Source organism: Pseudomonas allokribbensis, assembly GCF_014863605.1.
Classification (GTDB): Bacteria; Pseudomonadota; Gammaproteobacteria; order Pseudomonadales; family Pseudomonadaceae; genus Aquipseudomonas; species Aquipseudomonas allokribbensis.
Map to the genome: position 1 here is coordinate 3,484,931 of NZ_CP062252.1, position 24,573 is coordinate 3,509,503.

Annotated in this window: 20 protein-coding genes; 16 read left to right on the plus strand and 4 right to left on the minus strand. The window is 60.1% G+C overall.

Annotation, left to right across the window (positions count from 1 at the left end):
- The 5 genes from IF199_RS15790 (at window position 1) to IF199_RS15810 (ending at window position 7,580) form a co-directional block, all read left to right on the plus strand.
- On the plus strand, window positions 1–2,370 hold the full coding sequence (locus IF199_RS15790; RefSeq protein ID WP_192558044.1) for a hypothetical protein: 2,370 nt from the start codon (window positions 1–3) through the stop codon (window positions 2,368–2,370).
- Window positions 2,371–2,446: 76 nt separating this feature from the next.
- The gene (locus IF199_RS15795) at window positions 2,447–3,367 is read left to right on the plus strand and encodes a hypothetical protein (protein WP_096821436.1); all 921 of its coding nucleotides are present in this window, start codon (window positions 2,447–2,449) and stop codon (window positions 3,365–3,367) included.
- Between the two features lie 19 nt (window positions 3,368–3,386).
- Entirely contained in the window at window positions 3,387–4,679 is a 1,293-nt protein-coding gene (locus IF199_RS15800; RefSeq protein WP_192558045.1) for a hypothetical protein, read from the plus strand.
- 3 nt (window positions 4,680–4,682) lie between these two features.
- Complete coding sequence (locus IF199_RS15805; RefSeq protein WP_192558046.1) at window positions 4,683–6,500, plus strand: hypothetical protein; 1,818 nt, start codon at window positions 4,683–4,685, stop codon at window positions 6,498–6,500.
- Between the two features lie 30 nt (window positions 6,501–6,530).
- On the plus strand, window positions 6,531–7,580 hold the full coding sequence (locus tag IF199_RS15810) for a hypothetical protein (RefSeq protein WP_192558047.1): 1,050 nt from the start codon (window positions 6,531–6,533) through the stop codon (window positions 7,578–7,580).
- A gap of 44 nt (window positions 7,581–7,624) precedes the next feature.
- Here the strand turns inward: IF199_RS15810 and IF199_RS15815 are convergent, their stop codons facing one another.
- Together IF199_RS15815 and IF199_RS15820 are read right to left on the minus strand one after the other, a co-directional pair.
- On the minus strand, window positions 7,625–7,933 hold the full coding sequence (locus tag IF199_RS15815; protein WP_102620014.1) for a cupredoxin domain-containing protein: 309 nt from the start codon (window positions 7,931–7,933) through the stop codon (window positions 7,625–7,627).
- Window positions 7,934–7,947: 14 nt separating this feature from the next.
- Window positions 7,948–8,919, minus strand: a complete 972-nt coding sequence (locus tag IF199_RS15820; RefSeq protein ID WP_192558048.1) for a metallophosphoesterase family protein — start codon at window positions 8,917–8,919, stop codon at window positions 7,948–7,950.
- A 154-nt stretch (window positions 8,920–9,073) separates the two neighbouring features.
- On the opposite strand from IF199_RS15820, the gene IF199_RS15825 reads away from it, so the two are divergent.
- Window positions 9,074–9,586: a sigma-70 family RNA polymerase sigma factor gene (locus IF199_RS15825; RefSeq protein ID WP_192558049.1), complete on the plus strand. Its 513-nt coding sequence runs from the start codon at window positions 9,074–9,076 to the stop codon at window positions 9,584–9,586.
- The gene (locus tag IF199_RS15830) at window positions 9,579–10,325 is read left to right on the plus strand and encodes an anti-sigma factor family protein (RefSeq protein ID WP_192558050.1); all 747 of its coding nucleotides are present in this window, start codon (window positions 9,579–9,581) and stop codon (window positions 10,323–10,325) included. Before IF199_RS15825 ends, IF199_RS15830 begins: the two co-directional genes overlap by 8 nt.
- Window positions 10,326–10,343: 18 nt before the next feature.
- Here the strand turns inward: IF199_RS15830 and IF199_RS15835 are convergent, their stop codons facing one another.
- On the minus strand, window positions 10,344–11,249 hold the full coding sequence (locus IF199_RS15835) for a helix-turn-helix domain-containing protein (RefSeq protein ID WP_192558051.1): 906 nt from the start codon (window positions 11,247–11,249) through the stop codon (window positions 10,344–10,346).
- A 162-nt stretch (window positions 11,250–11,411) separates the two neighbouring features.
- On the opposite strand from IF199_RS15835, the gene IF199_RS15840 reads away from it, so the two are divergent.
- The 5 genes from IF199_RS15840 to IF199_RS15860 all read left to right on the plus strand — a co-directional run bounded on the left by IF199_RS15840 (window position 11,412) and on the right by IF199_RS15860 (window position 17,584).
- A complete protein-coding gene (locus IF199_RS15840; protein ID WP_096821445.1) occupies window positions 11,412–12,770 on the plus strand; it encodes a glutamine synthetase family protein in 1,359 nt (452 codons plus the stop codon).
- A gap of 90 nt (window positions 12,771–12,860) precedes the next feature.
- Complete coding sequence (locus tag IF199_RS15845; RefSeq protein WP_192558052.1) at window positions 12,861–13,949, plus strand: polyamine ABC transporter substrate-binding protein; 1,089 nt, start codon at window positions 12,861–12,863, stop codon at window positions 13,947–13,949.
- Window positions 13,946–15,247, plus strand: a complete 1,302-nt coding sequence (locus IF199_RS15850) for an NAD(P)/FAD-dependent oxidoreductase (RefSeq protein ID WP_192558053.1) — start codon at window positions 13,946–13,948, stop codon at window positions 15,245–15,247. The genes IF199_RS15845 and IF199_RS15850 overlap by 4 nt, the downstream gene beginning before the upstream one ends.
- 113 nt (window positions 15,248–15,360) lie before the next feature.
- Window positions 15,361–17,016, plus strand: a complete 1,656-nt coding sequence (locus IF199_RS15855) for a PqiB family protein (protein ID WP_096821448.1) — start codon at window positions 15,361–15,363, stop codon at window positions 17,014–17,016.
- Window positions 17,017–17,032: 16 nt separating this feature from the next.
- A complete protein-coding gene (locus IF199_RS15860) occupies window positions 17,033–17,584 on the plus strand; it encodes a PqiC family protein (RefSeq protein WP_192558054.1) in 552 nt (183 codons plus the stop codon).
- On the opposite strand, the gene IF199_RS15865 is transcribed toward IF199_RS15860, so the two are convergent.
- On the minus strand, window positions 17,542–18,855 hold the full coding sequence (locus IF199_RS15865; RefSeq protein ID WP_192558055.1) for a sensor histidine kinase: 1,314 nt from the start codon (window positions 18,853–18,855) through the stop codon (window positions 17,542–17,544). The two genes, IF199_RS15860 and IF199_RS15865, sit on opposite strands and share 43 nt — an antisense overlap.
- 326 nt (window positions 18,856–19,181) lie before the next feature.
- Here IF199_RS15865 and pmrG point away from each other — a divergent pair, with 326 nt between their 5' ends.
- The 4 genes from pmrG (at window position 19,182) to IF199_RS15885 (ending at window position 24,571) form a co-directional block, all read left to right on the plus strand.
- Entirely contained in the window at window positions 19,182–19,835 is a 654-nt protein-coding gene (gene pmrG / locus IF199_RS15870) for a lipopolysaccharide core heptose(II)-phosphate phosphatase PmrG (protein WP_096821451.1), read from the plus strand.
- Window positions 19,836–20,116: 281 nt separating this feature from the next.
- Complete coding sequence (arnT, locus tag IF199_RS15875) at window positions 20,117–21,829, plus strand: lipid IV(A) 4-amino-4-deoxy-L-arabinosyltransferase (protein ID WP_192558056.1); 1,713 nt, start codon at window positions 20,117–20,119, stop codon at window positions 21,827–21,829.
- Window positions 21,826–23,355, plus strand: a complete 1,530-nt coding sequence (locus IF199_RS15880) for an ArnT family glycosyltransferase (protein ID WP_102620026.1) — start codon at window positions 21,826–21,828, stop codon at window positions 23,353–23,355. Before arnT ends, IF199_RS15880 begins: the two co-directional genes overlap by 4 nt.
- Before the next feature lie 202 nt (window positions 23,356–23,557).
- Entirely contained in the window at window positions 23,558–24,571 is a 1,014-nt protein-coding gene (locus IF199_RS15885; RefSeq protein WP_096821454.1) for an iron ABC transporter substrate-binding protein, read from the plus strand.
- Window positions 24,572–24,573: the final 2 nt, after the last annotated feature.

The following is a 24,573-nucleotide window of genomic DNA, read 5'->3' on the forward strand; positions in this document are numbered from 1 at the left end:
ATGAGCGTATTGAACTTCCCCCGCATCTACCTCAACGGCCATATGTTCTGGAACCCGCCGACGGCCAACAACAACGATGTGCTGCCGCTCTATGACGCGGTGAAGATGGATATCAACTGGCCGTTTACCAGCTACTACGACATCTCGCAGGAGAACGCGCCCACCACCCTGATGCCCTGGATCATTTCACCCGTGCAGCAGAATGATCTGCCGCCCTATGTGCAGCAGGTTCCGACCAACGGAAGCCCAAACACCTTCCCGTTCATACCCGCCGAATGGGACCTGTTTGGCGACAACGCCTGCGGGACGGTGAGTTACCAGAGTACCCGCTCGACCATTATTGGCGGCGAGTTGCAGGCCAACACCTACATTGCTCAGGACGCGCTGGTCGGCAGGGACTTCCAGCTGCTCGGCAATCCCTTTGGCAGTCAGAGCCCGACGGCCGCCCGCTTCGTCGATATCAGCCCGTGGCAGAACACCTTCACGGCGCTGTACTTCGACAAGCTGCAGCTGGGGGATGCCACCTGTGGCCTGACCCTGAACCGTCAATACCGGATGCTCGACCGCTTCCTGACGTTCAATTGGGCCGGTGACTTTGGCGGTCTGGCGTATGTCACCACCACCTGGCAGACCTGTTTTCCCCGGGACAATCTGGAATGGGTCATCGGCGATTCCGTCCTGCTGAGCAATCTCCAGCAACAGATGGAGGCTCAAAACGCTCAGGGCCTGATGTTCAGGTTCGCCACGTACCTCACCTGTTACGACAGGAACGGTGTGTTCAACGACTTCCCGTACATCAACACCCGCAACAATGACCCATCGGCGCTGGCCCGTATGACAGCGATGTATCAAAAGGGGCTGGACAACGTTTCCGATATTTTCTTCAACCCCGCCTACAACCGTACCGTAGCGACCCTGGGTCTGTGGTTTGACCACGAATACCCCACGGCGCCCGCCGGCCCACGTCTGGTCACCGACCAGAAGATCATGGTCACTCGCCCCGGCATGTCTCAGCCGACAAGCACCAATCTGGGTGTGACATCGGCGCAGATCACCAACAACACGCTGTCGCTGGATCTGGCCAACACGTTTCCGTTCTATCCGCTGGACAAGAACGCCGATGTCCTGACTGCCGAGAAGTTCCAGGCCGGCGACTATAAGCTGGGCGTATCGCAGAACGGGAATTTCGTGCCGGTGGTCGACATTGGTTTCGATCAGTACCGACAGTCGGCATTCGACAAGCGCTCGGGCCTGCTGGATATCCCTCTCAACGCCACGCAAACGGCCACCTTGCAATCCGGTCCGCTGGAGTTGCAGCAACAGAACTCGACAGGATCCGTGAAGGCCGCCGTTCAGCAAGTCTGGACCGCCGAGGTGGTAGAAAGCGGCACCTTCGTCGACGTGAACGATCGCAAGACGCTGAACATCATGGTGCAGAAAAATGGTCAACCGGCCGCCAACACCACGCTCTGGGTGGTGGAATACGGCAACCCTTACAACGTGACCACCAGCGACTACTACCTGACGTTCAGAAACAACCCCGACTTCACGCTGTTCTACGACAACGCAGACCGCAACAAAAACACCGCCCACCTGCCACAGTTCAAGGGCGCGGCGCCTGTAGCGAACTACCTGGCCACCGGCAGCGGTCGTCGACTGGTCAATCTGGAAACCAAAGACAAACCGGTGGGCGTTCCGGTCAGTTATCAGTCATTCATGAATGGACCGAGCAAACCGATCACGGTCCCCCTGACCCCTTGCCTGGAATTCGACGCTGGCGTCTACGTCAGCGGAACGCTGGATAACGATCAGACGGTGGAATACTCCTACGTCGCCACCACCACCGACGCCAACGGCATCGCCCAAGTGAGTTTCAAGGCTCTGGCTCCGGGTTTCCCTACGCTGCGCTTCATCGTCAAGGAAGGCACCAGCGACCCGGTCATCCCGTTCAGCTTCGCGCTCAACAAGGCTCAGATCGACTTCCTCACCCCACTACGTGTCCTGCCTCTGGACATGCAGTTGCAACAGGACTTCGTCAATTACTGGAACGACATCTACAAGGACAAGAATGCGCCGGAAGCGATCTGGGATGACTTCATCTACCCAAGGGTACTCAAGACCTTCTACTACCTGTACCCGATCATGAACAAGTTCATGCCACTCAACTCCCGCACGCGGGTGGAAGGCGCTGTCGATCAGTTGATCCGGCTGATCAGCAAGGAGTACCAGGAAGAAAGCACCCTCGCGATGCCCATCACCCGCGACCTGTCGCAAAGCCGGCGCGCGGTGCTGGAGTTGTGGGCGCAGAAACTGGTCAAGCGCAACTTCCCGCCCATGCCACTCCATATGAGTGATTACGACAACCTCTGACCCACGCTGCTCAATCAGGAAAGATGAGCCACTGCGGGAGTTCGCTCCCGCCGTGCGCTTTGCCAAGGAGTGACCCATGAAAGTCAGCCTCTTGAATCGTCTGTTGCTGCTGATCCTGCTGTTCAGTCCGCCTGTATTTGCCCAGGACACCGGCGCCGTGTACTTCACCATGGGGGTGCACAACACCGAAGGGTGTAATGAGCAGAACGGCAACTGCATCGCCACGCGTCTTCCCGGCGAGCCCTCCGATCCGTTCTTCCCGGCGTTCTGGATCAGCAACTGGACCATGTACCGGGTGATGCACAACTACGAAAAGAACCCGCCGCCCTACAGCAACCCACCTTCGACCCTGACGCCTGCGGACTACACCGTCTCTCGCGGAACCAGCTACTACGACACAACGTACATCCCGCCGGATGGCGACGGCTTCGGCGCGATGATGGAGCACTACGAGAAATACTGTTTGCCGATCTTCCCGATCAAGAACAACAACTACACCTGCTCGTTCGTGTCCCTGGGCAACAAGGCGTACTTCCTGACCTACCCGCAAGACCGCCCGAAAGACATGCCGGCCTGCTGCATGTTTTCCCCGATGAATCATCCGCCACGGCAGGACTTCATCGAACACCTTCCTTACAGCGCCGAGCGCAGTAAAAACCTCAACGGCAGCGTGCAGGCTTACGCCCTGGATCTCGATTCGCCGCAAGGTCCGATCCTGTTCGGCTATGCCTTCTACAAAAAAATGTCGGGACAACCGCCCTACCGGCCGCCGCAATCGTTCTTCTTTTCCGGCGATAGCAGCGTCGCCAACGCGCCGATCGTCAGCCAGAACTACACCGACTTTCACATCGCCAAACCGGACCCGGCAAAAACCTGGGCGCAGGTCGCCGCCATGTGCCCGTCGAACCCGCCGCCCTGCCAGTTGTTCGAGCCACCGGAATCGCAGAGCAATGGCCACAAAGCGCAGTGGAACAAACTCATGCAGCGTAAACCGTGATCAACGACGAAGGATCGCCATGAAAACCACATTCCGTTATTCCGTGATATTGCTGGGTCTGGCCAGCCTGCCGGTGCTGGCCAGGGAACAAGCCATGACATCGACGCAGGCCAGCCAGTTGAACTGCCAGCCGCCCAGTACTGCACCGGCCGCTACGGCTGGACAGGATCAATTCGATCAGTACAGCTGGCAGATGTTCATCGCCTTGAGCTGGCCGGCAAAGAACGGGCAGCGCGGCAATCCCGACTGCACCAAACAGCCCGGTGCGGCCGGCTACACCGTCTGGCAGACCTACAAGACCGTTGGTGAAATCTTTCTGCCGAACGCCCGCAATCCGGGGCCGTGGAATTCCCCGCAAATCGCAAAAAGCTTCAACATCATCAACATCGCCTCGTTGAAAAACAGCGCTCAGGTGAACGCCGTCGATCAGGCGGTCGGCGGCTGGTTGATCGATCAGGCCAAGAACCCGACCTACTACGACATCTCGGCCAACGAGACTTCGTACAACTACATCGTGGGCAACAACTTCTATAACGCCGACGTCGTCTCCAAAGCCAACAACATCCAATTTCCCTGGGGCGTCATCGAGATCAAATCGAGCTGGCGCATTCTCACGCCTCGTGACAACGCCCGCCGATACCTGACCATGATCGCGCGAGTGGCCAGGTTCAATGACCAAGGCGAGAAGATCGGGGTCAGCGAGGCGTTTCTGGGGCTGGTGGGTCTGCACATCATCACCAAGGCGAACGGTTATCCGCAGTGGATCTGGTCGACCTTCGAGCAAGTCGACAACGTACCGCCGAAGGTGCAGGTGAACGGTCAGTGGGTCGATCAGCCCGCGTCTGGCACGGCCTATTCTTACTTCAACGCCGCTGCGCCCGCCGCGACGCTCAACCAGTCGCCGTGCGACTGGCAGACTCAGGGCCCGCATCAGGTCTGCGTGCCCAAACCCGGCACCACGTTCCAGACCCCGAATCCGCTGAACCGGGTCACCCCGATCGCCGACATCACCAACCAGATCAACGCCAGTTACCAGGCCGACCCGGGGCTGCAAAAAAGCGTGTTGAAGTACTACCAGCTCATCACCACCCAACGCCCGCTGATGCCCGACAACCCCGGCAACCCGCTGGGTCAGCCGACGCCGGCACTCTCGGCCAACGTGACCATGGAAAGCTACATCCAGCCCAACAGCAGCTGCATGAACTGTCACTCCATGGCGACACCGGTCAAGAGTCCTTACAAGTCCGATTACTCCTATCTGTTCAAATTCGCCAATTCGCCACTCGGCAAAACCATCAAGGACGGGAAATAAATCATGAGCATCCTCAATGGCCCGCGACTGAATTTCTGGGGTGGTATCCGCACGGATGTCAGCCTGCCGAACAATTCACCCACCATTCCTTATAACGGCGATGACAACTGGCCGATCTTCGACCTGACCACCTCGACCCTCGCAGCGGGGGCCCAGTCTTACACCGACGATCAGTTGAACAACATGATCAATGCGCCCACGGGCGACTACTACACCGCCGGCGGCTGGAATCATTACGGGCAGCATGTCGTCGACATGCAAAACGCGCTGATCAGTTCCCAGGGCAGCCCCGGCAGCGTCAGTACCACCGGGGATATGGTGGGCCAGCCGGTCTATCTGCTGGGTTCTGTGGACCCGGTGACCGGACAAGGGCCGGTATCGGGCCCGATGATGGTGGATCTCGACCCCACCTCGACCACCACCACCCAGATATTTGTCGGTGGTCTGCAAATCGGTGGCAGTAACAACATCCAATTGCTGATTCGCGCCAATACGGTTTGCAGCAGTCTGGATCTCGGCATGCGGGTGCTGCAGCCACTGCCGAGTGAGATGGATTCACCCGGTTCTTGCCGTATCAGTGGCACCTTCCAGCTGACCTTTCCCCTGAGCAGTATTGTCAGCTGGAACCAAAACAGCAGCGGCTTGCGATCGATCATCCAGGCACCGGGTGCCACCGGTATCGTCCTGCGCTTCGTGATGTTCGAAATGTGCCCGACGATGACCACGCCCCAGTTGCAAGCCGATTATGCCGCCGGCAGAGACACCCCGAACCCGAGCATTGGCCGGGTCATCGGTACATTGGCTCCGGCGTTCGCCAATGAGCCGCTGAACTGTCAGGCGGGCCGTCAGATTGTCAATCAGGACACCGGCGGCACCGGCTACGCCGACCTGAGCAACGCGCAAATGCTGAGCGTCGACATGGTCAACATCATTCCGAAAGAGACGTTCAGAGTCGTCAGGGATGACATCACCAGCCCTATCGGACCTAACGGGAATTACGGCCCTGTCACTCTGGCAGCCGGCGATACCACCCTGACTACACTCGATCCGACCAGCAGTCCCCTGTTCGACTATTACGTGTATGGCGGCATTGTCGATGTGCCTCTCAATACAACTCAGCAGTCTGCGGTCAGATCCTCAGCGCTGGCCATCAACGCCCCCGGCACGGTCGCCGGGACTACGTTGCAGGCAACAGAGTCCGTCTATCGGATCTATGCCGATCAACGCAGTGTCTATACCGAGGACTACCCACAGGGCCTGTCGATTACGCTGCAGGTCCGGTATCTGGGTGCTGCGGTGACCAGGACAACTGAAATCGATCTCACCGCCGCGCCCTCGGGACCGTATTACACGCAACAGCGGTACTGCGACTTCCTTTATTTCCCCCCGGCGTTGACGGTGAGCCCCGGTCAATTGGCCGTCACTTTCTCCGTCAACGTAAAACCCGCAGCAGCTCCCTTCGCCGGTTTCGTCGCCCTGACCTACACCGTCAACGGTCAGGAAAGCGGCACGTATTTCACCAACTTCCGCAAATACGCCCAGACCGACTTCGGCATCCCCAGAGGCACCACCATCACCTGGCAACTGATGTATCCGAACGTCCTGCGCTTTCACTACCTGGCATTCCCGGCCATGTCTCGCTACATCCCGCTGAACCAGCCCGACGCGATCATGGGCGCGAAGAACCCGATCCTCGCCCGGACCTCGGATGCCTACAAAGGCACCACGCTGTTCATGCCGGTGGTGCGGTCGATGTCGCCCTGTCAGCGGGCACTGCTGCGAGCCTATCTCACGGGTGAACCGTGGCAACCGCCGCAGTAATCGCGTCCATCAGCCCATGGAGAGAAACCTATGACTGTTCATATTCCTGCGCGCCCCCGCGAGACCCTGCGCCCCAGCACGATCATTGCCGAGGGTCTGCTGAACCCACGCGGCGCCTGCGTGCAAGCCGATGGCAGCCTGCTGCTGATCGAAGCCGGTTCAGGCCTGCCGGACCAGACATTCAGCGGCCGCATCAGCCGACTGCGACCTGATCCACTCAAAATGGGCGCCTGGCTCGCCCGCGAAACACTGGCGCAAGGTTTCCGCGCCATGAACATGCAGGCCCGCATGCTGCGCGATGAAATCATGGGGCTGTCGGACATCGCCTGCGGTGACGGGCGCTGCCTGGTCAGCCAGACCGACTATGTCGAGGGCTCGAAACTGCTGGACCTGCAATACACCCCGCCCGAGCCGGTGTTTCACAGCCGGGGCAATCTGAATGCGCTGTGTTATCACCCGACTCGCCGCAGTTGGCTGGCCGTCAAACCCGATACCAATCAGTTGGTGGAGTTCAGCACCGGTGAGGATGAACAGGTGCTGGTTCAGTTGCCCGATCTGGACATGGGCCAGGAAGCCGTCCCCGTCACGCTGGTGCACGAACCGGCGACGGACGCCGTGCTGATCAGCCTGTTCTCCGGAGAGCTGCAAAGCGATCCGAGCCGCAAAGGCATCGACTTTGATGATCAGGCCGGCCAGGTGATCCGGGTCTGGCCCGACACCGGCCGGATCGAAGTGCTGATTCGCGGCCTGCAACTGCCTACCGGACTGGCACTGTGTCCGCAAGGAAACGTCTTGGTGCTGGAGCTTTGCAGTCGTCTTCAACAACCTTTGCCGCCTGACTGGAATGGCGAAACCCTGCATGGCGGCTTCACTCGATTCAGCGGGCGACTGTTGAGCTGCAACCTGCAAACGAGCGAAGTGACCGTGCTCGCCCGGGACCTGGATACCCCGTCCAACCTGTGCCTGGTGCAGGATGCGGTGCTGGTGAGCGAAGGCATGGGTTTGACGGGGCGCCCGCTGCCCACGCCGGATAACAAGGTGGTTGCGTTGAGCGGCAGGCTGCGTCGGGTGCAGCTCTGAAAACAGAAAAAAGGGCGCGGCCTCATTGAAGCCGCGCCCTCTGTTTACTGAGTCACCACTATCTTCCCGATCATCTGCGGATGCAGCACGCAGAAATACTCGAACTCGCCCGGCGTGTTGAACACCCAGGAAAAACTGTCATTGGTGTCCAGCGCCCCCGAGCGAAACACCTTGTGGGTCTCTGCCACCGTATGCGGGATCTGATCGTCATTCACCCACGTCACCTTGGTGCCCACGGCCACGGTCAGGTCCTTGGGGCCGAACATGAACTCCTTGATGTCGACCTTCACCTCCTGCGCCCACGCCGGCATCGACAGCATCAGGCACACCACCGCCAAAAATCGCGTTTTCATCTGGCTGCCCTCCCCTAGACCAGTGTCGAATCGATCAGCGCCAGCGGATGATCGCCTTGTGTCGCGCGCACATCGGTGATCCCCAGATAGTTGCGCAACTGATCGGCTGCCACGGTCATCGGCCCCGGAGACGGCGCCGCGCCCGGTGCCGGTTGTGGATACGCCGTGCCACGGGCGGTGTGGAAGGTGATGTTGCCTTCGACCTTCTGGATGACCTGATGGATGTGACCGTTCAACACCGTCACCGAGCCGTATTTGCGCAACATCGCAATCGCCTGATCGCCATCCTCGGTGCCCCAGCCCCATGGCTGATAGATCGTCCACAGCGGAATGTGGGTGAACACGACGACGGGCGTACTGGTCGAAACCGCGCGCAGATCATCAGCCAGCCAGGCCAGTTGATCGGCGCCGAGGGCGGCTTCATGGCCGGCCTGAAAGTTGAAGACATTGACCAGCGCGATGAAATGCACGCCATGGTCATCGAAGCTGTACCAGCCGTTGCCTTTGGTGCCCTTGCCGTAACGTTCCAGATAGAGCTTGCCGCCGCCCTCGTCGAGGGTGTCGTGTTCACCGGGGATGTAATGCACGGTAGACGGCAGGCCTTTGAGCACCTGCGCCGCCGTATCGAACTCCTCGGCCTTGGACAGGTGCGTGATGTCGCCGGTGTGCAGGATCAGCGACGGCCGTTTCGGCAGTGCAATGACCTTGTCGATCGCCACTTGCAGCGTTTTCACCGGCTCCGGATTGGCTTCCTTGTTGAAGCCGATGTGCGAATCGCTGATCTGCACGAAATGAAAGGTGCTGGCCAACGCCTTGGGGTCGGTGACGTTACCCGCCTCATCCATCGCAAACGCTCTGGGAATGCCGCCGCTCAATGCCCAGAGGACCCCGGCCCCGGCCCACGCCGAGCATTTGAGCAGCGTTCGCCGGTCAGGGTTGTGCAGCAGGCCGTCGGTGCGCAGTGGATGTTTTGCTTGATTGTCCATGGGGATGTCCTCGCTGGCGGACTACAGTGATGTAGCTGACACCAGGTAGAACCACGCGGGGCGAACGTTTATTCCACGCTGCAAAACAAATTCTTTTCAGGGAATAAAACACGACGCATCACGGTTATAGGGGTGTGACGGTGCGGAAACCACTATGAATCGATTTGAGGAACTGATTGCGCCGCACCTGGACGCGGCTTACAACCTCGCGCGCTGGATCACAGGCAACGACAGCGCTGCACGGGACGTCGTGCAGGAAAGCGCCCTGCGCGCCTTCAGGTTTTTGCAGCGTTTTGCCGATGGCAACGCCAAGGCCTGGTTCCTGACCATCGTGCGCAACGAAAGTTACACCTGGCTCAAAGCCTCGGCCGGACGCCACTGGGTCGCTATCGATGACGAAACGGGCGAGAGCGACGGCGCACTGAGCCACAGCCAGAGCCCGGAACTGCTGGCCATTCACACGGAAAACTCGGCGTTGCTCCAGCAGGCACTGAGCGCCTTGCCGCCAGCGTTTCGCGAGGTCATTGTGCTCAAGGAACTCGAAGACATGCCCTACAAGGACATCGCCTTGGTGGTCGATATTCCCATCGGCACCGTCATGTCGAGACTGGCCCGGGCGCGTGCCATGCTCAAGCTGGAACTACTGAAGTTGCACGATCATGAATGAACTCCACTGCACGGTTTGCCAGAAACAACTGCATGGCTACCTGGATCAGGAACTGGATCCGGCGATGGCTGCGGATGTCGCTGCGCACCTGGCCACGTGCGCCGACTGCGCGCGGCTGCATGATGAGGCCAAAAGGCTGAAGGCCAGTGTGAAGCGCCATGCGCCGTATTACTCCGCGCCGGCATCACTGGCGGCTAGTGTGTTTGCCGCAGTCGCTCCGGCATCGCCGAGCCCGTTCGAACGCTGGCGAAAATGGTTCGCCCCGGCATTTTCCGCAGCGGCCCTGGCCTTGGCGATGGTGCTTTATGTGGTAACACCGGGCAGCGAACAACCGTTGATGGACGAGGCCGTCTCCAGCCATGTGCGCTCGTTGATGGGCCAGCACCTGAACGATGTGGTGTCGTCCGACCGGCACACCGTAAAACCCTGGTTCACCGGCAAACTCGACTTCTCGCCGCCGGTCGTCGACTACTCGGCGCAAGGCTTTCCACTGCTCGGCGGACGGCTCGATTACCTGCAACACCAGACCACCGCTGCCCTGAGTTACGGCCGCGCCAAGCACATCATCAATGTGTTTATCCTGCCGACAACGGACGCCGACAAACCGTCGCAGAGCCAGACGATTCGCGGCTTCAACGTGATTTCCTGGCAGGCCGGTCACATGCGTTTCGTGCTGGTTTCCGATGTGGAGAAAGGTGAGTTGGAGGCGCTCGGTCAGTTGCTCAGGAACGGCGCTTGAAAGAATGTATCCCGTCCGTTAGCGGCACGATCGCTTCAATGTCTCACTCGGCAACTCATCGAACAGCACCCGATAACTGTTGGAAAACCGTCCAAGGTGCCAGAACGACCAGTTCATCGCCACTTCGGCCACCGTGGTGCCTGAAGCGGCGCCTCTGAGCAATTCCCGGCGCGCCCCGTTGAGCCGGCGCAGACGCAGCCATTGCGTCGGTGACATCCCCGTGTAGGCCTTGAAGGTCTGCTGCAATTGCCGCAGCGATACCCCGGCCACTTGGGACAATTCCAGCAGATTGAGGGTTTCCTCCGGCGAATCCGCCGCCCATTCCCCCACCCGTTTCATGGTCGTGCGCTCTTCCGCGCGGCGCTGCAGACCGCCGCTGTCGAGGCACACGCAAGCGTTGTCGAGGATGAACAGACAGTCCTCCAGCAACTGTTGGGTCAGTGCTTCTTTGCTTGGCTGATCAAGGGTTTGCGACAACTTCGTGAGGGTCGAGCTTAACCAGCGACTGAACAGCGCGTTCTGCGCGCCGTTGAGCGGCGCCATGAACAATCCTTCCAGCCGGGCCACGTCCAGGCCGTTGCGGCGCACGAACTCGGGGCCGAAAACCACGGCGATTTCCTGGTAGTTCTCCGGGGTGATCCAGATGTTGCGGCTCTCTTCGTTCAGCAGGTATAGCGCGTTGTCACTGCGATCGAAACAGAACGCCAGAGCCCCCGAGGGCGCACTGAAATTCTGCTCGACCCGGGTGTTCATCTGTTCTTCGTAGACCTCTACACCTTGCAAGTCCAGATAGCGGATTCGCCCGGCGAAATGCCCCGGCGACATCTGTTGGTAATGCTGGACCCAGCCCGGTGTGGCGCGAACCTGTTCGGCGACATCGGCGGTGTTGAAAGCTTGAACCTGTAGCGGATTACACGTTGTCATGGGAGACCTTGCGCACTCTTTTGGTGCGCTTTGGTGCTGCTTAAAGTGGATAGATGGAACGGCAAGGCCCGCCCAAGATAGTCGTCAACGCGCCACAGGGGAAGCCTGCGAAAGATGAAATCGCACTTCCCCCGCGTCAATAAAACCAACGACGAGGTCTTTATGAATGCCCCTTTCGATCAGCTGTTCACGTGGCTGAAAGATCACAAGATTACCGAAGTGGAATGCGTGGTCAGCGACCTGACCGGCATCGCCCGCGGCAAAATTGCACCGACCAACAAGTTCCTGCATGAGCGAGGCATGCGCCTGCCGGAAAGTGTGCTGCTGCAAACGGTAACCGGGGATTTTGTCGACGACGACATCTACTACGACCTGCTCGACCCGGCCGACATCGACATGGTCTGCAAACCGGTGAGCGACGCGGTGTACGTGGTGCCATGGGCCATCGAACCGACGGCCATCGTGATCCACGACACCTTCGACAAGTTCGGCAACCCGATCGAACTGTCGCCGCGCAACGTGCTGAAGAAAGTCTTGCAGCTGTACACCGACAAGGGCTGGAAGCCGATTGTCGCGCCGGAAATGGAGTTCTACCTGACCCAGCGTTGCGAAGACCCGGACTTGCCATTGAAGGCACCGCTGGGCCGTTCCGGTCGCGCTGAAAGCGGTCGTCAGTCGTTCTCGATCGATGCGGCCAACGAATTCGACCCGCTGTTCGAAGACGTCTACGACTGGTGTGAACTGCAAGGCCTGGATCTCGACACACTGATCCACGAAGACGGCCCGGCACAGATGGAAATCAACTTCCGTCACGGCGACGCACTGGACCTCGCCGACCAGATCACCGTGTTCAAGCGCACCCTGCGTGAAGCCGCGCTCAAGCACAACGTCACCGCGACGTTCATGGCCAAACCGATTGGCGATGAGCCTGGCAGCGCCATGCACCTGCACCAGAGCGTGGTGGAAATCGCCACCGGCAAGCCGATTTTTGCGAATGCCGACGGCACCATGAGCGATCTGTTCCGCCATCACATCGGCGGCCTGCAGAAATTCATCCCGAAAGTGCTGCCGATGTTTGCGCCCAACGTGAACTCGTTCCGTCGCTTCCTGCCGGATACCTCGGCACCGGTCAACGTCGAGTGGGGCGAAGAAAACCGCACTGTCGGCCTGCGGGTTCCGACCTCCGGCCCTGAAGCGATGCGCGTGGAAAACCGCCTGCCCGGCGCTGACGCCAACCCGTACCTGGCGATCGCCGCGAGCCTGCTGTGCGGTTACATCGGCATGGTCGAGGGCATCGAGCCAAGTGCCGCCGTCGAAGGCCGCGCCTATGAGCGCCGCAACCTGCGCCTGCCGATCACCATCGAAGAAGCCCTGACCCAGATGGAAGAGTGCGACACCGTCGCCGAGTATCTGGGCAGCAAGTTCGTGCGCGGCTACGTGGCGGTGAAACGTGCCGAGCATGAAAACTTCAAGCGCGTGATCAGCTCCTGGGAGCGTGAGTTCCTGTTGTTGAGCGTTTAAGCCTGCGACCTGATCGCTCCCGGACACTGTCCGGGAGCGATCCCTACCGACTTTACGAGCATAAAAAATCCAACTCGAAGAGGTGTCGATATGCGTCTGTTGAAATCCCTGATCCCCGCCGCTCTGGCCCTGGCGTGCAGCGCAGGTGCGCAAGCCCAACCCCAGGTCAGCGTCTACAACTGGACCGATTACATCGGCCCGACCACCCTCGCCGACTTCCAGGCCGGCAGTGGCATCAAGGTGATCTACGACGTCTTCGATTCCAACGAAACCCTCGAAGGCAAACTGCTCGCCGGTCGCACCGGTTACGACGTGGTGGTGCCGTCCAACCACTTCCTGGCCCGTCAGGTGAAGGCCGGGGCGTTCCTCAAGCTGGATCGTTCGCAACTGCCGAACTGGAAAAACCTCGATCCGAAACTGCTGGCCCTGCTCGAGAAAAACGATCCGGGCAACGAGCACTCGGTGCCGTACCTGTGGGGCACCAACGGCATCGGCTACAACGTCGACAAGGTCAAACAGGTGCTGGGTATCGACCACATCGATTCCTGGGCCGTACTGTTCGAACCGGAGAACCTGAAAAAACTCACCCAGTGCGGCGTGTCGATGATGGACTCGGCCGACGAAGTGTTCCCGGCGATCCTCAATTACATGGGCATGGACCCGCGCAGCGAAAACCCGGAAGACTTCAAGAAAGCCGAAGCCAAGCTGTTGAGCATCCGCCCGTACATCACTTACTTCCACTCCTCGAAGTACGTGTCGGACCTGGCCAACGGCGACATCTGCGTGGCCTTCGGTTACTCCGGCGACGTGTTCCAGGCCGCCAACCGCGCCAAGGAAGCAAACAACGGCGTGAACATCGCCTATGCGATTCCCAAGGAAGGCGCGAACCTGTGGTTCGACCTGCTGGCGATTCCCGCCGATGCCGGCAACACCAAGGAAGCCCACGCCTTCATCAATTACCTGCTCGATCCGCAAGTGATCGCCAAGGTCAGCGCCTCGGTCGGGTATGCCAACCCGAACCCGCCGGCCAAGCAATACATGGACGTGGCACTGGTCAGCAATCCTGAGGTTTATCCGCCTCAGGAGGTGCTCGACAAGCTCTACATTTCCACCACCCCGCCCCAGTCGATCATGCGTCTGATGACCCGTTCCTGGAGCAAAGTGAAGTCGAACAAATGAATCAGTACACCCAGGAACACGCCCGCTCCTACTACGCCGCATCGGCTCGGGCGAGCACACCCTATCCAACACTTGAAGCCGACCTGATCGCCGATGTCTGCGTGATCGGCGGCGGCTTCACTGGCGTCAACACCGCCATCGAGCTGGCCCAGCGCGGCCTCTCGGTGGTGCTGCTTGAAGGCCGGCGCATCGGTTGGGGCGCCAGCGGGCGCAACGGCGGCCAGTTGATCCGTGGCATCGGCCATGAAGTCGAGGGCTTCGCCCGCCATGTCGGCGCGGAAGGCGTGCGCTATCTGCAACAGGCCGGCGTCGACTCGGTGGAACTGGTGCGCCGACGCATCGGCGACAACGCCATCGAGTGCGATCTGCGCTGGGGCTTCTGCGAGCTGGCCAACACCACGGCGCAGTTCGAGGCGTTCAAGGCTGAACAGGAAAGCCTTGCGGTCTCGGGTTATGCCCATGAAACGCGTCTGGTCGGCCCCGAAGACATTCGACGGCAAGTGGTCAACGCCGGTGTCTACAAAGGTGGCCTGATCGACATGGGTTCGGGCCATCTGCACCCGCTCGATCTGGTCCAGGGCGAAGCGCGGCTGGCAGCTTCGCTCGGGGTGCGGATCTTCGAGCAAAGCCCGGTGCTGGAAATCAGCCACGGTGCGACGGTACAAGTGCGCTGCGCCTCGGGCACAGTGCGCGCCGGTAGCCTGGTGCTCGGTTGCAACGCCCACCTGGATGAACTCGAGCAACAACTCAGCGGTAAAGTCCTGCCCGCCGGCAGCTACATCATCGCCACCGAACCCTTGTCCAGGGAACGCGCCGCCGAACTGATCCCGCAGAATCTGGCGCTCTGCGACCAGAAGGTCGGCCTCGACTATTACCGGCTTTCGGCGGATCGGCGTCTGCTGTTTGGCGGTGCCTGCCATTACTCCGGGAAGGATCCGGCGGATATTGCCGCGTACATGCGACCGAAGATGCTCAAGGTGTTCCCGCAACTGGCGGATGTGCGCATCGACTATCAATGGGGCGGCAAGATCGGCATCACCGCCAACCGCTTCCCGCAGGTCGGGCGCCTCAAGCAGCACCCGAACGTGTTCTACGCACAGGGCTATTCCGGCCATGGCCTGAACGTCACGCACTGGTGCGCCAAATTGCTGGGCGAAGCGATTCACGCCGGCCACAGCCAGGGCATGGACGTGTTCAGCGGCGTGCCGCACATGACCTTCCCCGGCGGCCCGGCGCTGCGCTCGCCGTTGTTGGCATTGGGCATGTTCTGGTATCGCCTGCGGGAAATGCTCGGCTGAACCTCGCGGCTTGAAGCGACCTGCACATTTGCTCTATCGCAAAGCACTTCTATATTGATGAAGTGCTTTTGCGTTCCTGACGCTCAGTGCCCAACACACTCTGGAGGTCATGGATGGAGTCGTCAGCCGCCGATCAACCGCGAGCACCCGGCCAGGCACCGATCAAGACCCGGCGTTTCAGCATTTCGCTGGTGTGGATCGTGCCGATTGTCGCCGTGCTGGTGGGCATTTCGCTGGTGGTGCACAACCTGATGCAGGAAGGCCCGACGATCGTCGTCACCTTCAAGACCGGCAGCGGTCTGACCGCCAACAAGACCGAAGTCAAATACCGCAACGTGGTGGTCGGCCAGGTCTCGGATGTCGAACTGAGCGACGACCAGAAGAGCGTCAACGCCACGATCAAGCTGTCCAAACAGGCCGAAACTTTCACCCGCGAAGACTCGCAATTCTGGGTGGTACGCCCGCGTATCGGCGCGGGTGGCGTGTCGGGCATCGATACCCTGCTGTCTGGCGATTACATTGGTGCCGATATCGGCCAATCGAACGATCGCGCCAAGTACTTCAAAGGCCTGGAAAACCCGCCCCCGATCACCTATGGCGAACCGGGCAGGCGTTTCAACCTGCACGCTTCGGATCTGGGTTCGCTGGACATCGGCTCCCCGGTCTACTACCGCAAGATCCCGGTCGGCCAGGTGGTGGCCTATGCCCTGGACCCCGACGGCAAAGGGGTGAATATCGAAGTGTTCATTCACGCGCCGAACGATGCCTACGTCACGGAAAACACCCGGTTCTGGAACGCCAGCGGCATTGACGTCAATGTCGGTGCCAATGGTTTTGCGGTGAAAACCGAATCGTTGTCGACCTTGCTGGTCGGTGGCATTGCCTTCCGCGCACCCGATTACAGCCCCAACGATGTCGCCGCGGCGGATGAAAAGTCCTTCGATCTGTTCGAAGACCAGATGACCGCCCTCGCCCCGCCCAACGGCAAGCCGCAGTACCTGAGCCTGCGTTTCGATCAGGCGCTGCGCGGTCTCAAGGTCGATGCTCCGGTGGAATTCCTCGGTATGGAGATCGGCCGGGTGGTCAGCATCAACCTCGACTTCGACGAGAAAAAACGCAGCTTCCCGCTCAACGTCGGCATCGTGATCTACCCGCAACGTCTGGGACGGGCCCACGAAAAGATGCTCAAGGTGCTCAACCACAACCCGGACGACGAAGCCGCCGGCGTGCGTCTGATCGGCACCTTCATCGACAACGGCCTGCGCGCCCAGGCCCGCAGCGGCAACCTTCTCACGGGTCAGCTGTACATCGCTTTGGACTTCTTCCCCAAAGCCGAAAAAGTCGCGTTTGACCCCACCGCTCGCCCGATCAGCGTTCCGACCGTCCCCGGCAGCCTCGAACAGTTGCAGGAAAAACTCGAGGCCATGGTCGACAAACTCAACAAGCTGCCGGTGGAGCGCATCGCCGGCAATCTCGACAGCAATCTGGTGGAGCTGCGCAAAGGCCTGACCCAATTCAACGCCAAGACCCTGCCCGGTGTTCAGAGCACCCTGGCGGATGTGAGCAAGACCCTGCAATCGGCCAGCTCGACCTTGGCCGAAGACTCGCCGCAACGCGAGCAACTGACCCAGACCCTCGACGAACTCGGGCGCATGTCGCGCTCGTTGCGTGAACTGTCGGATTACCTGGGCCGTCATCCGGAATCGCTGATTCGCGGTCGCCCCGACAACGCCGCGCCGCTGGATCTCAAAGGACCGCCGCGCAATTGAGCACAGGAGCTGTCCCATGGCTTTACCGCTGAAGTTCACCGTGCTCGCTGCGTGCCTGCTGCTGGGTGCCTGTCGCAGCGACCCGATCAGCTTTCATACCCTGACCCCGGCACAACCGGCGGCCGGCAGATCGGGCTCGGACATCGCCATTGAAGGCATCAGCGTGCCGCCGCAGGTCGACCGGCCGCAGATCGTCATCCGCCAGGGCAACAGTGGCCTGGCGATTCTGGAAACCGAATGGTGGGGCGCCAGCCTGGCCGATGAACTGCGCAGTGCGCTGGTGGATCAACTGAGCAACGCCGGCGGGTCGCGCAAAGTCTCGGTGCGCATCGACGTGCAACGTTTCGATTCGCTTCCCGGGCAATACGCGCTGATCGACGCCAAATGGCGACTGCGCGCAACCGGTGAATCCGACAATGGGCTGCTCACCTGCCGTTCAGTCCTGCAAACGCCGTCCGGGCCGAGCATCAATGAACTGGTGATTGCACAACAGAACAACGTCAAGCGACTGGCTGCGCAGATCACTCAGGCGGCGGGCAATGGACGGGGCTGTCCGCCGGCGTCCTGAGCGGCAGGGCTCAACTTCACGCTGAAGCGGCAACCGTTGGACTCGCCCGTACTCAGGTTCACCTGCCATTGCTGCCGCTTGCAAATCCGCTGCACCAGCGACAACCCCAATCCAAGCCCCTCTCCCCGACCTTCGTCACCGCGCACGAAGGGCTGAAATACGGCCTGGCGCTGTTCTTCCGGAATGCCGATGCCACTGTCTTCCACGACAAAACCGTTTGCCGTCACGGTCAATCGGACAAAACCCCGATCGGTGTAATGCCAGGCATTGCGCAGCAGGTTACCCATCACCGATTGCAGAAACGTCAGGTTGAAACGTTCCATGCAGGGCTGATCCACATCGTAGTAAAACTCCAGCCCTTTTTCGCGAATCAGTCGGCCCCAGATCTCGCACTGAGCATCGGCAACTTCCTTGAGGGTGACGCAAATATCATTGCCGGCATCATCCTCGGCGCGAGCCAGCATCAGGAAGGTATCGACCAGTTGGCGCATCTCGTGGCTGGCCCGGGCGATACGATTGACCTGTGCGGTCGAACGGGGATCCAGCGACGGATTGGCGAGCAACAATTCGCAGGAGCCGCCCAGCACCATCAACGGCGTGCGCAGTTCATGGCTGACATCGCTGGTGAACAGTTTTTCGCGGCTCAGGGTTTCGCGCAAACGCCCCAGTGTCTGATCGAACGACAACGCCAGTTCCCCCACTTCATCCGCCGCATAGTCCGGGTGCAATGGGGGCGCCAGCACCAACAGCTGATCGCGGTGGCGAACCTGGCGAGCCAGACGAATGACCGGCGCCATCACCCGCCGCGCCAACAGCCGACCGAGCATGATCGCCAGCAGGATGCTCAGGAGAAAACCGACCGTGACCACGATGAACAGCAACCGCTCACGTTGTTCGAGGCTTTCCTGATCACGCAGCAGCACGTATTTGCGCCCGCCGACCACCTCGACCATCGCGAAAAAATCGTCGCCGTTGAACATGATTTCCTGGAATCCGGGTGACAGCGCGGCCAGTGACGGAATCAGTGCCATGGGCCCGGGCCCGCCTTCAAAGAAAAACAATTCACTCTTTTCCGGCTGATGACTCCACCGATTGATGTCATCCATCGCCAGCAAACGGTGCAGACCGCCACTCAGGGTGCTGGTGGCCAGTTTGTGTTCGACCACATGCACGGCGGCAACGATGCCCAGCGCAAACACCCCGGCGACCAGGGCGCTCATCAAAGCGAACACGATGACGATCCGTTTCGTCAGGCTTTGCTTGAGATCCATTCGGGTCGATGACTCCACTGCTGATTTCAGACTTCGCGGTCAAAAACAGGCGAGCGCCGCGACATTGACCGAACCTGCGCAGCTTCACCGCAAACATAAACATTTGTTAAGCCAGGCCGGTAAAAAAAGGGTATTTGAGTATGGTTATCAAACACCCGGTTAATTGCGCATTTTCAACTCTCGCAAATTTTTCACATGTTCTTCACTGCCCCCCAACGTGCACAAACGTAATGTTCAGCCAATATTCAAGTTCACAACTATAAAAGTTGGTTAAATCGCCGGCCAATCTCGCCTGCGACGTCAAGGGGCATGCCGTGGAGCGACAGATGCAATTAACAGCGACATATAAACAACGCCGGACGCTGCGACTTGGAAGACTGCTGACCATCATCGGTTCGTTGCTGGTCATTGCGCTGGTCAGCGGCTTCGTCTGGATGACCCGCTCGCCCATCGATCTGGGCCAGGCCGGCCATGCGGCCAAGGCTGATTTGACCAAGGCCTGGCAGGCCGGCGAAGTCGTTGCTCTGGTGCGTCATGCCGAACGTTGCGACCGTTCCGACAATCTTTGCCTGGGCCCGGCCGACGGCATCACCAAGGCCGGCAACGACTCTGCAGCGCTGGTGGGCAAAGGCTTCGTGGCACTGGGCATGCAACAGGCTCAGGTGTTCACCAGCCCGCTGACGCGTACCGTGCAAACAGCGCGTGCCATGTTCGGGCAGGATGCCACAGCCCAGATCTGGCTTGAGTCCTGTGGTTCTTCACTGCGCAACGACGTGGTGGCGCACAAGGTGGCGCAACGCAATCTGGTGCTGGTCACCCACAGCGGCTGCATCAGCGACTTTGAAAAACAGACCGGTTTCCCCCACGCAATCGCCGCCGATTACGGCAGCACCCTGTTCGTACGCATCGATGACAAGGGGCAACTTAAAGTGCTGGGCATCATGAATGCCGACGCTTGGTCCCAACTCAAAAATCATTAATGCTTTAGTTGGATCGGGTCGGCAAGGCTAAACTTTTTTTCAACTAACCAGCGCTGATTTCATTAATTTGTAATGAGACATGTATCTGCCCCCGATTTACTGGACAACTGTTTTTTTTAAGCTTGGCTTTATCGCGAGAACTTCGGCCTGGAGGTACGACAGTTCTCTGGATACAGGAAACGCCCGACACCTGCATTCATTCAACACGATGACACGCCCGCTCAGGAACGCGCCGGGCAGGTCATCGACACAAGAACTTCGTTCGGTACCAAGGCTCTGTCATGACGTCTGAAAACAACCCGCTGCGACACGCTGCCCGTCATTTTCCCCCAACTACGACTTTCGACCGCTTGGCCATCCCCGGCCTGATTCTGGCTTTCGTGGTGTTTTACCTGCTGCCGTTGATGACTCACGGCCTGTGGATCCCCGATGAAACCCGCTATGGCCAGATCAGCCAGGAAATGCTGCTCAGCGGCAACTGGGTGGCCCCGCACTTCATGGGCATCCGTTATTTCGAGAAGCCGATCGCCGGTTACTGGATGATTGCGATCGGTCAGGCGATCTTCGGTGACAACCTGTTCGGCGTGCGTATCGCTTCGGCGCTGAGTACCGGTGCCAGCGTCTGGCTGACTTACCTGATGGCCCGCCGGCTCTGGAACAACCCGCGCATCAGCGCCGCGAGCGCCCTGCTTTATATGAGTTTCGGGCTGATTGCCGGTCAGGCCGGTTATGCCAACCTCGATCCGCAGTTCACCTTGTGGGTCAACCTGAGCATGGTTGCCGTGTGGTTTGCCATCGACAGCCGCACGCCCCGCGCTCGCCTGGGTGGCTGGGCGCTGCTGGGTGTGGCGTGCGGCATGGGCCTGATGACCAAGGGCTTTCTGGCCTTGCTGCTGCCGGTACTGATCGCCCTGCCCTACATGATCTGGCAACGTCGCTTCGGCGAACTGGTGCGCTACGGACTGGTCGCCGTGGTGGTTTGCGTGCTGATCAGCCTGCCGTGGGTGTTGGCTGTTCATTACCGGGAACCTGACTTCTGGCGGTTCTTCTTCTGGCACGAACACATCCGTCGCTTTGCCGCCGGCGATGCCGCGCAACATGCTCGCCCGTGGTGGTTCTACCTGCCGTTGCTGTTTGCCTCCACCCTGCCGTGGGCCGTGCTGCTGCCTTCGACGCTCCTGCGCACCTGGCGTGAAAAGCGTGAGGCGAAAACCGCTTACCTGGCGCTGTGGTTCCTGCTGCCGCTGGCCTTTTTCAGCCTGAGCAGCGGCAAACTGCCGACCTACATCATGCCGTGCCTGCTTCCAATCGCACTCTTGATGGGGCAGACCGTGGTCAACTGGCTGGATCAGCACAGTGGCCGCGTCCTGCGCCTGAACGGCGTGATCAATACCGTCATCGCCAGCGCTGCGCTGGTGGCGCTGCTTTATCTGCAAGCGACCAAAGAAATCTACGAAAACACCGAGATGTTCAGCCTGTCGCTGGTGTACATCGTGCTGGTGGGCTGGATCATCGCCAACGCCTTGCAGGTGTTGCGACCACTGACGTTATGGGCGATGCCGGCGCTGGGCATCGGTCTGCTGGTGGCGCTGCTGCCTGCGGCCATGCCGGCACAGATCGTCAACAGCAAGATGCCTGACCAGTTCATTGCCGAGCATCAACAGGAACTGGGTGAAACCTCATCCTTGCTGAGCAACGACCTGGGCGCAGCCTCGGCGCTGTCGTGGCGTTTGAAGCGGCCGCAAGTGGATCTGTTCAACACGATAGGTGAACTCAAATACGGCCTCGAAGACCCGGCCATGGCGGCGCGTAAAGTCACCATGGAAAACGTCGGCCAATGGATGACCGATGCGCGGAAAAAAGGCGCGGTCGGTGTGGTCTTGCGCGTCAACAGTACCCAGGAAGAGCAGGAAGTCGAATTGCTGCCGGTGGACGGCAAGCACTACCGTCGCGGCAATCTGCAGATCTTCATCTTTGCGCAGAGCCAGCCATGACCTTGCGCAACAATGAACGGGGCGCCCTGCTGCTCCTGCTGGCCGCCAGCGCCCTGATGTTGCTGCTCGGCCTGGGCAGCCGCGAGCTCTGGGGCGCAGAAACCCGCTGGGCCAACATCGCGTTGCAGATGCTGCAAAGCGGCGATTACTTCGACCCGTACCTCAAGGGCGATCCCTACTACGACAAACCGTTGTTGTCGTATTGGCTGATCACCGCAACGGCCTGGCTGACCGGCGGCCTGGATCACTGGTCGTTGCGCCTGTCTTCGGTGGTGTCCGCGTGGTTGAGCGTCTGGCTGGTGTACCTGCTGGGCGAGCGCCTGTTTCGAAAAGGCACCGGCCTGATCGCCGGGTGGATGCTGGCGACCACGTTCTATTTCGTGTTCTGGGCGCGGGTCGCCACGGCCGACATCCTGACGGTGTGCGGTGTGCTGGCGGCAGTCTGGTGGTACTGGCGCGGGCCGGAAGACACCCGGTTTTCGCGCTACGTGGTGTTTTGCGGCTTGCTGGCCCTGACTTCGCTGTTCAAAGGCCTGATCGGCTTCATCCTGCCGGGGCTGGTGCTGTTGCCGCATCTATTGAATGAAGGCCGCTGGAAGCGCCATCTCAACCTGCGCCTGCTCGGGGCGCTGCTGGTGGCCGGGGCGTTCTATATGACGCCATTCCTGCTGTCCCATCTCTACGGCGCGCCGAACTACGGGGAAAGCGGCCTGGGATTGGTGCTGAGGGAAAACGTCGTGCGGTTCTTCCAGCCGTTCGACAACATCGGCCCGATCTACACCTATTTGTTGTACCTGCCGGTGTATACCCTGCCCTGGGCGCCGTGCTGGATCATCGCCCTGTGGGTTGCCGCGCGGAACTGGAAACACATCGAACCGGACACCCGCTGGCTGATTCAGGGCCTGGGGTTGTTGATGCTGTTCTTCACGGCCAGCGGCAGTCGGCGCAGTTACTACGTGCTGCCGCTGGTACCGTTCGCGCAACTGCTCGGGGCCTGGTGGATCACCCGGCGCATGGCTGCACGCAATGCCGAAAGCCCGTTCGGCGGGCGTGGCCTGAAAATCGGTTTCGGCGTGGCTACCGTCCTGCTGCTCGGTATTCTCGGCGTGCTTTACCCGTGGACCAACAGCGGCGGCGGCGCGATCCGTTTCGGCGAGACCGTGCGCCTGCAAGCCAGCCAAAAGGCGCCATTGAGTCAGTGGCACATGGTCATGGTCGAGGTGGACAACAAAGTGCCGATGTACCTGCAGACCGGCGGTGCACCGTTCTACTACGTGCCGGAAACCCGGGATTTCCCTCGCGATGGCGATGCCGCCGCGATGTTCGAGTGGCTGGAGCGCACCAGCGGCCGGCATTGGGATCCGCAACGGACCATCTTTGTCGCCCAGTACCGCACCGGCGATCCGGTGCCACTCGAGCAGCTCGGTCGCGACCATCAAGTCATCACCACCACCCCGACCCGCGGCGAACAAGTGTTCCACGGACGCGAAGATCAAAGCGTCGCCTACCTCCCCCAAGGCTCCTGAAAGACAACGCCGGGTTCGCCCGGCGTCCCCGCCAAGTGACTGCTAACCTGAATGGCAATGACATGTATTAACGGTTTGTTTGACGTTTTTTTCTCATTTGCCTCTCTACATTGCCAGCCAGCCAACATATGCAAATCATTCGCATTGAAATTTCCCCGCGAACGGTTGCCCATAACGTCTAAAAAACAGGAGCTGCCCCGTCATGAGTTCATCCATTCCGTCCTTTCTGAAGCACGCTGCTCTGGCGACGGCGCTGCTGGCTGCCGGCCAGGTGTTTGCCGCCGACTCGGTTGGTATCGTGGTCTACAACGCCCAGCATGAAACCCTGACCAAGGCGTGGGTCGCCGGCTTCACCGAAGAAACCGGGATCCCGGTCACGATCCGTAACGGCGACGACACGGAAATGGGCAACCAGATCGTGCAGGAAGGTGCGTCTTCTCCGGCAGACGTGTTCCTGACGGAAAACTCCCCAGCCATGGTGCTGGTGGACAACGCCAAGCTGTTCGCTCCGGTAGCACCGGCCACGCTTGAACAAGTGGGCGCGGCCTATCGTCCGGCGCACGGCCAGTGGGTCGGCATCGCCGCTCGCTCTACCGTGTTCGTCTATAACCCGGCGAAACTGGCGGAAAAAGACCTGCCAAAATCCCTGACGGACCTCGCCTCCCCTGCCTGGAAAGGCCGCTGGGCCGCCTCGCCTGCCGGCGCGGACTTCCAGGCCATCGTCGCCGCCGTGCTGGAACAGAAAGGCGAAGCCGCCACCCTTGAATGGCTCAAGGGCATGAAAGCCAACTTCACCGCCTACCGTGGCAACAGCTCCGTGCTCAAAGCGGTCAATGCCGGGCAGATCGACAGCGGTGTGATCTATCACTATTACTACTTCGTCGATCAGTCCAAGACCGGCGAAAACAGCAAGAACACCGCCCTGCACTACTTCAAGCATCAGGACCCGGGCGCGTTCGTGAGCATTTCCGGCGGTGGCGTGCTGGCGTCCAGCAAGCACAAGGACGAGGCTCAGAAATTCCTCCAGTACATCACCGGCAAGCAGGGCCAGGAAGTTCTGCGCACCGGCAACTCCTTTGAATACGCCGTGGGCAAGGACGCAGCATCCAACGCCAAACTGGTGCCGTTGAAGGATCTGGACGCGCCAAAAGTCGACGCATCGAAGCTCGACAGCAAGAAAGCCGTCGAACTGATGACCCAGGCAGGACTGCTGTAATT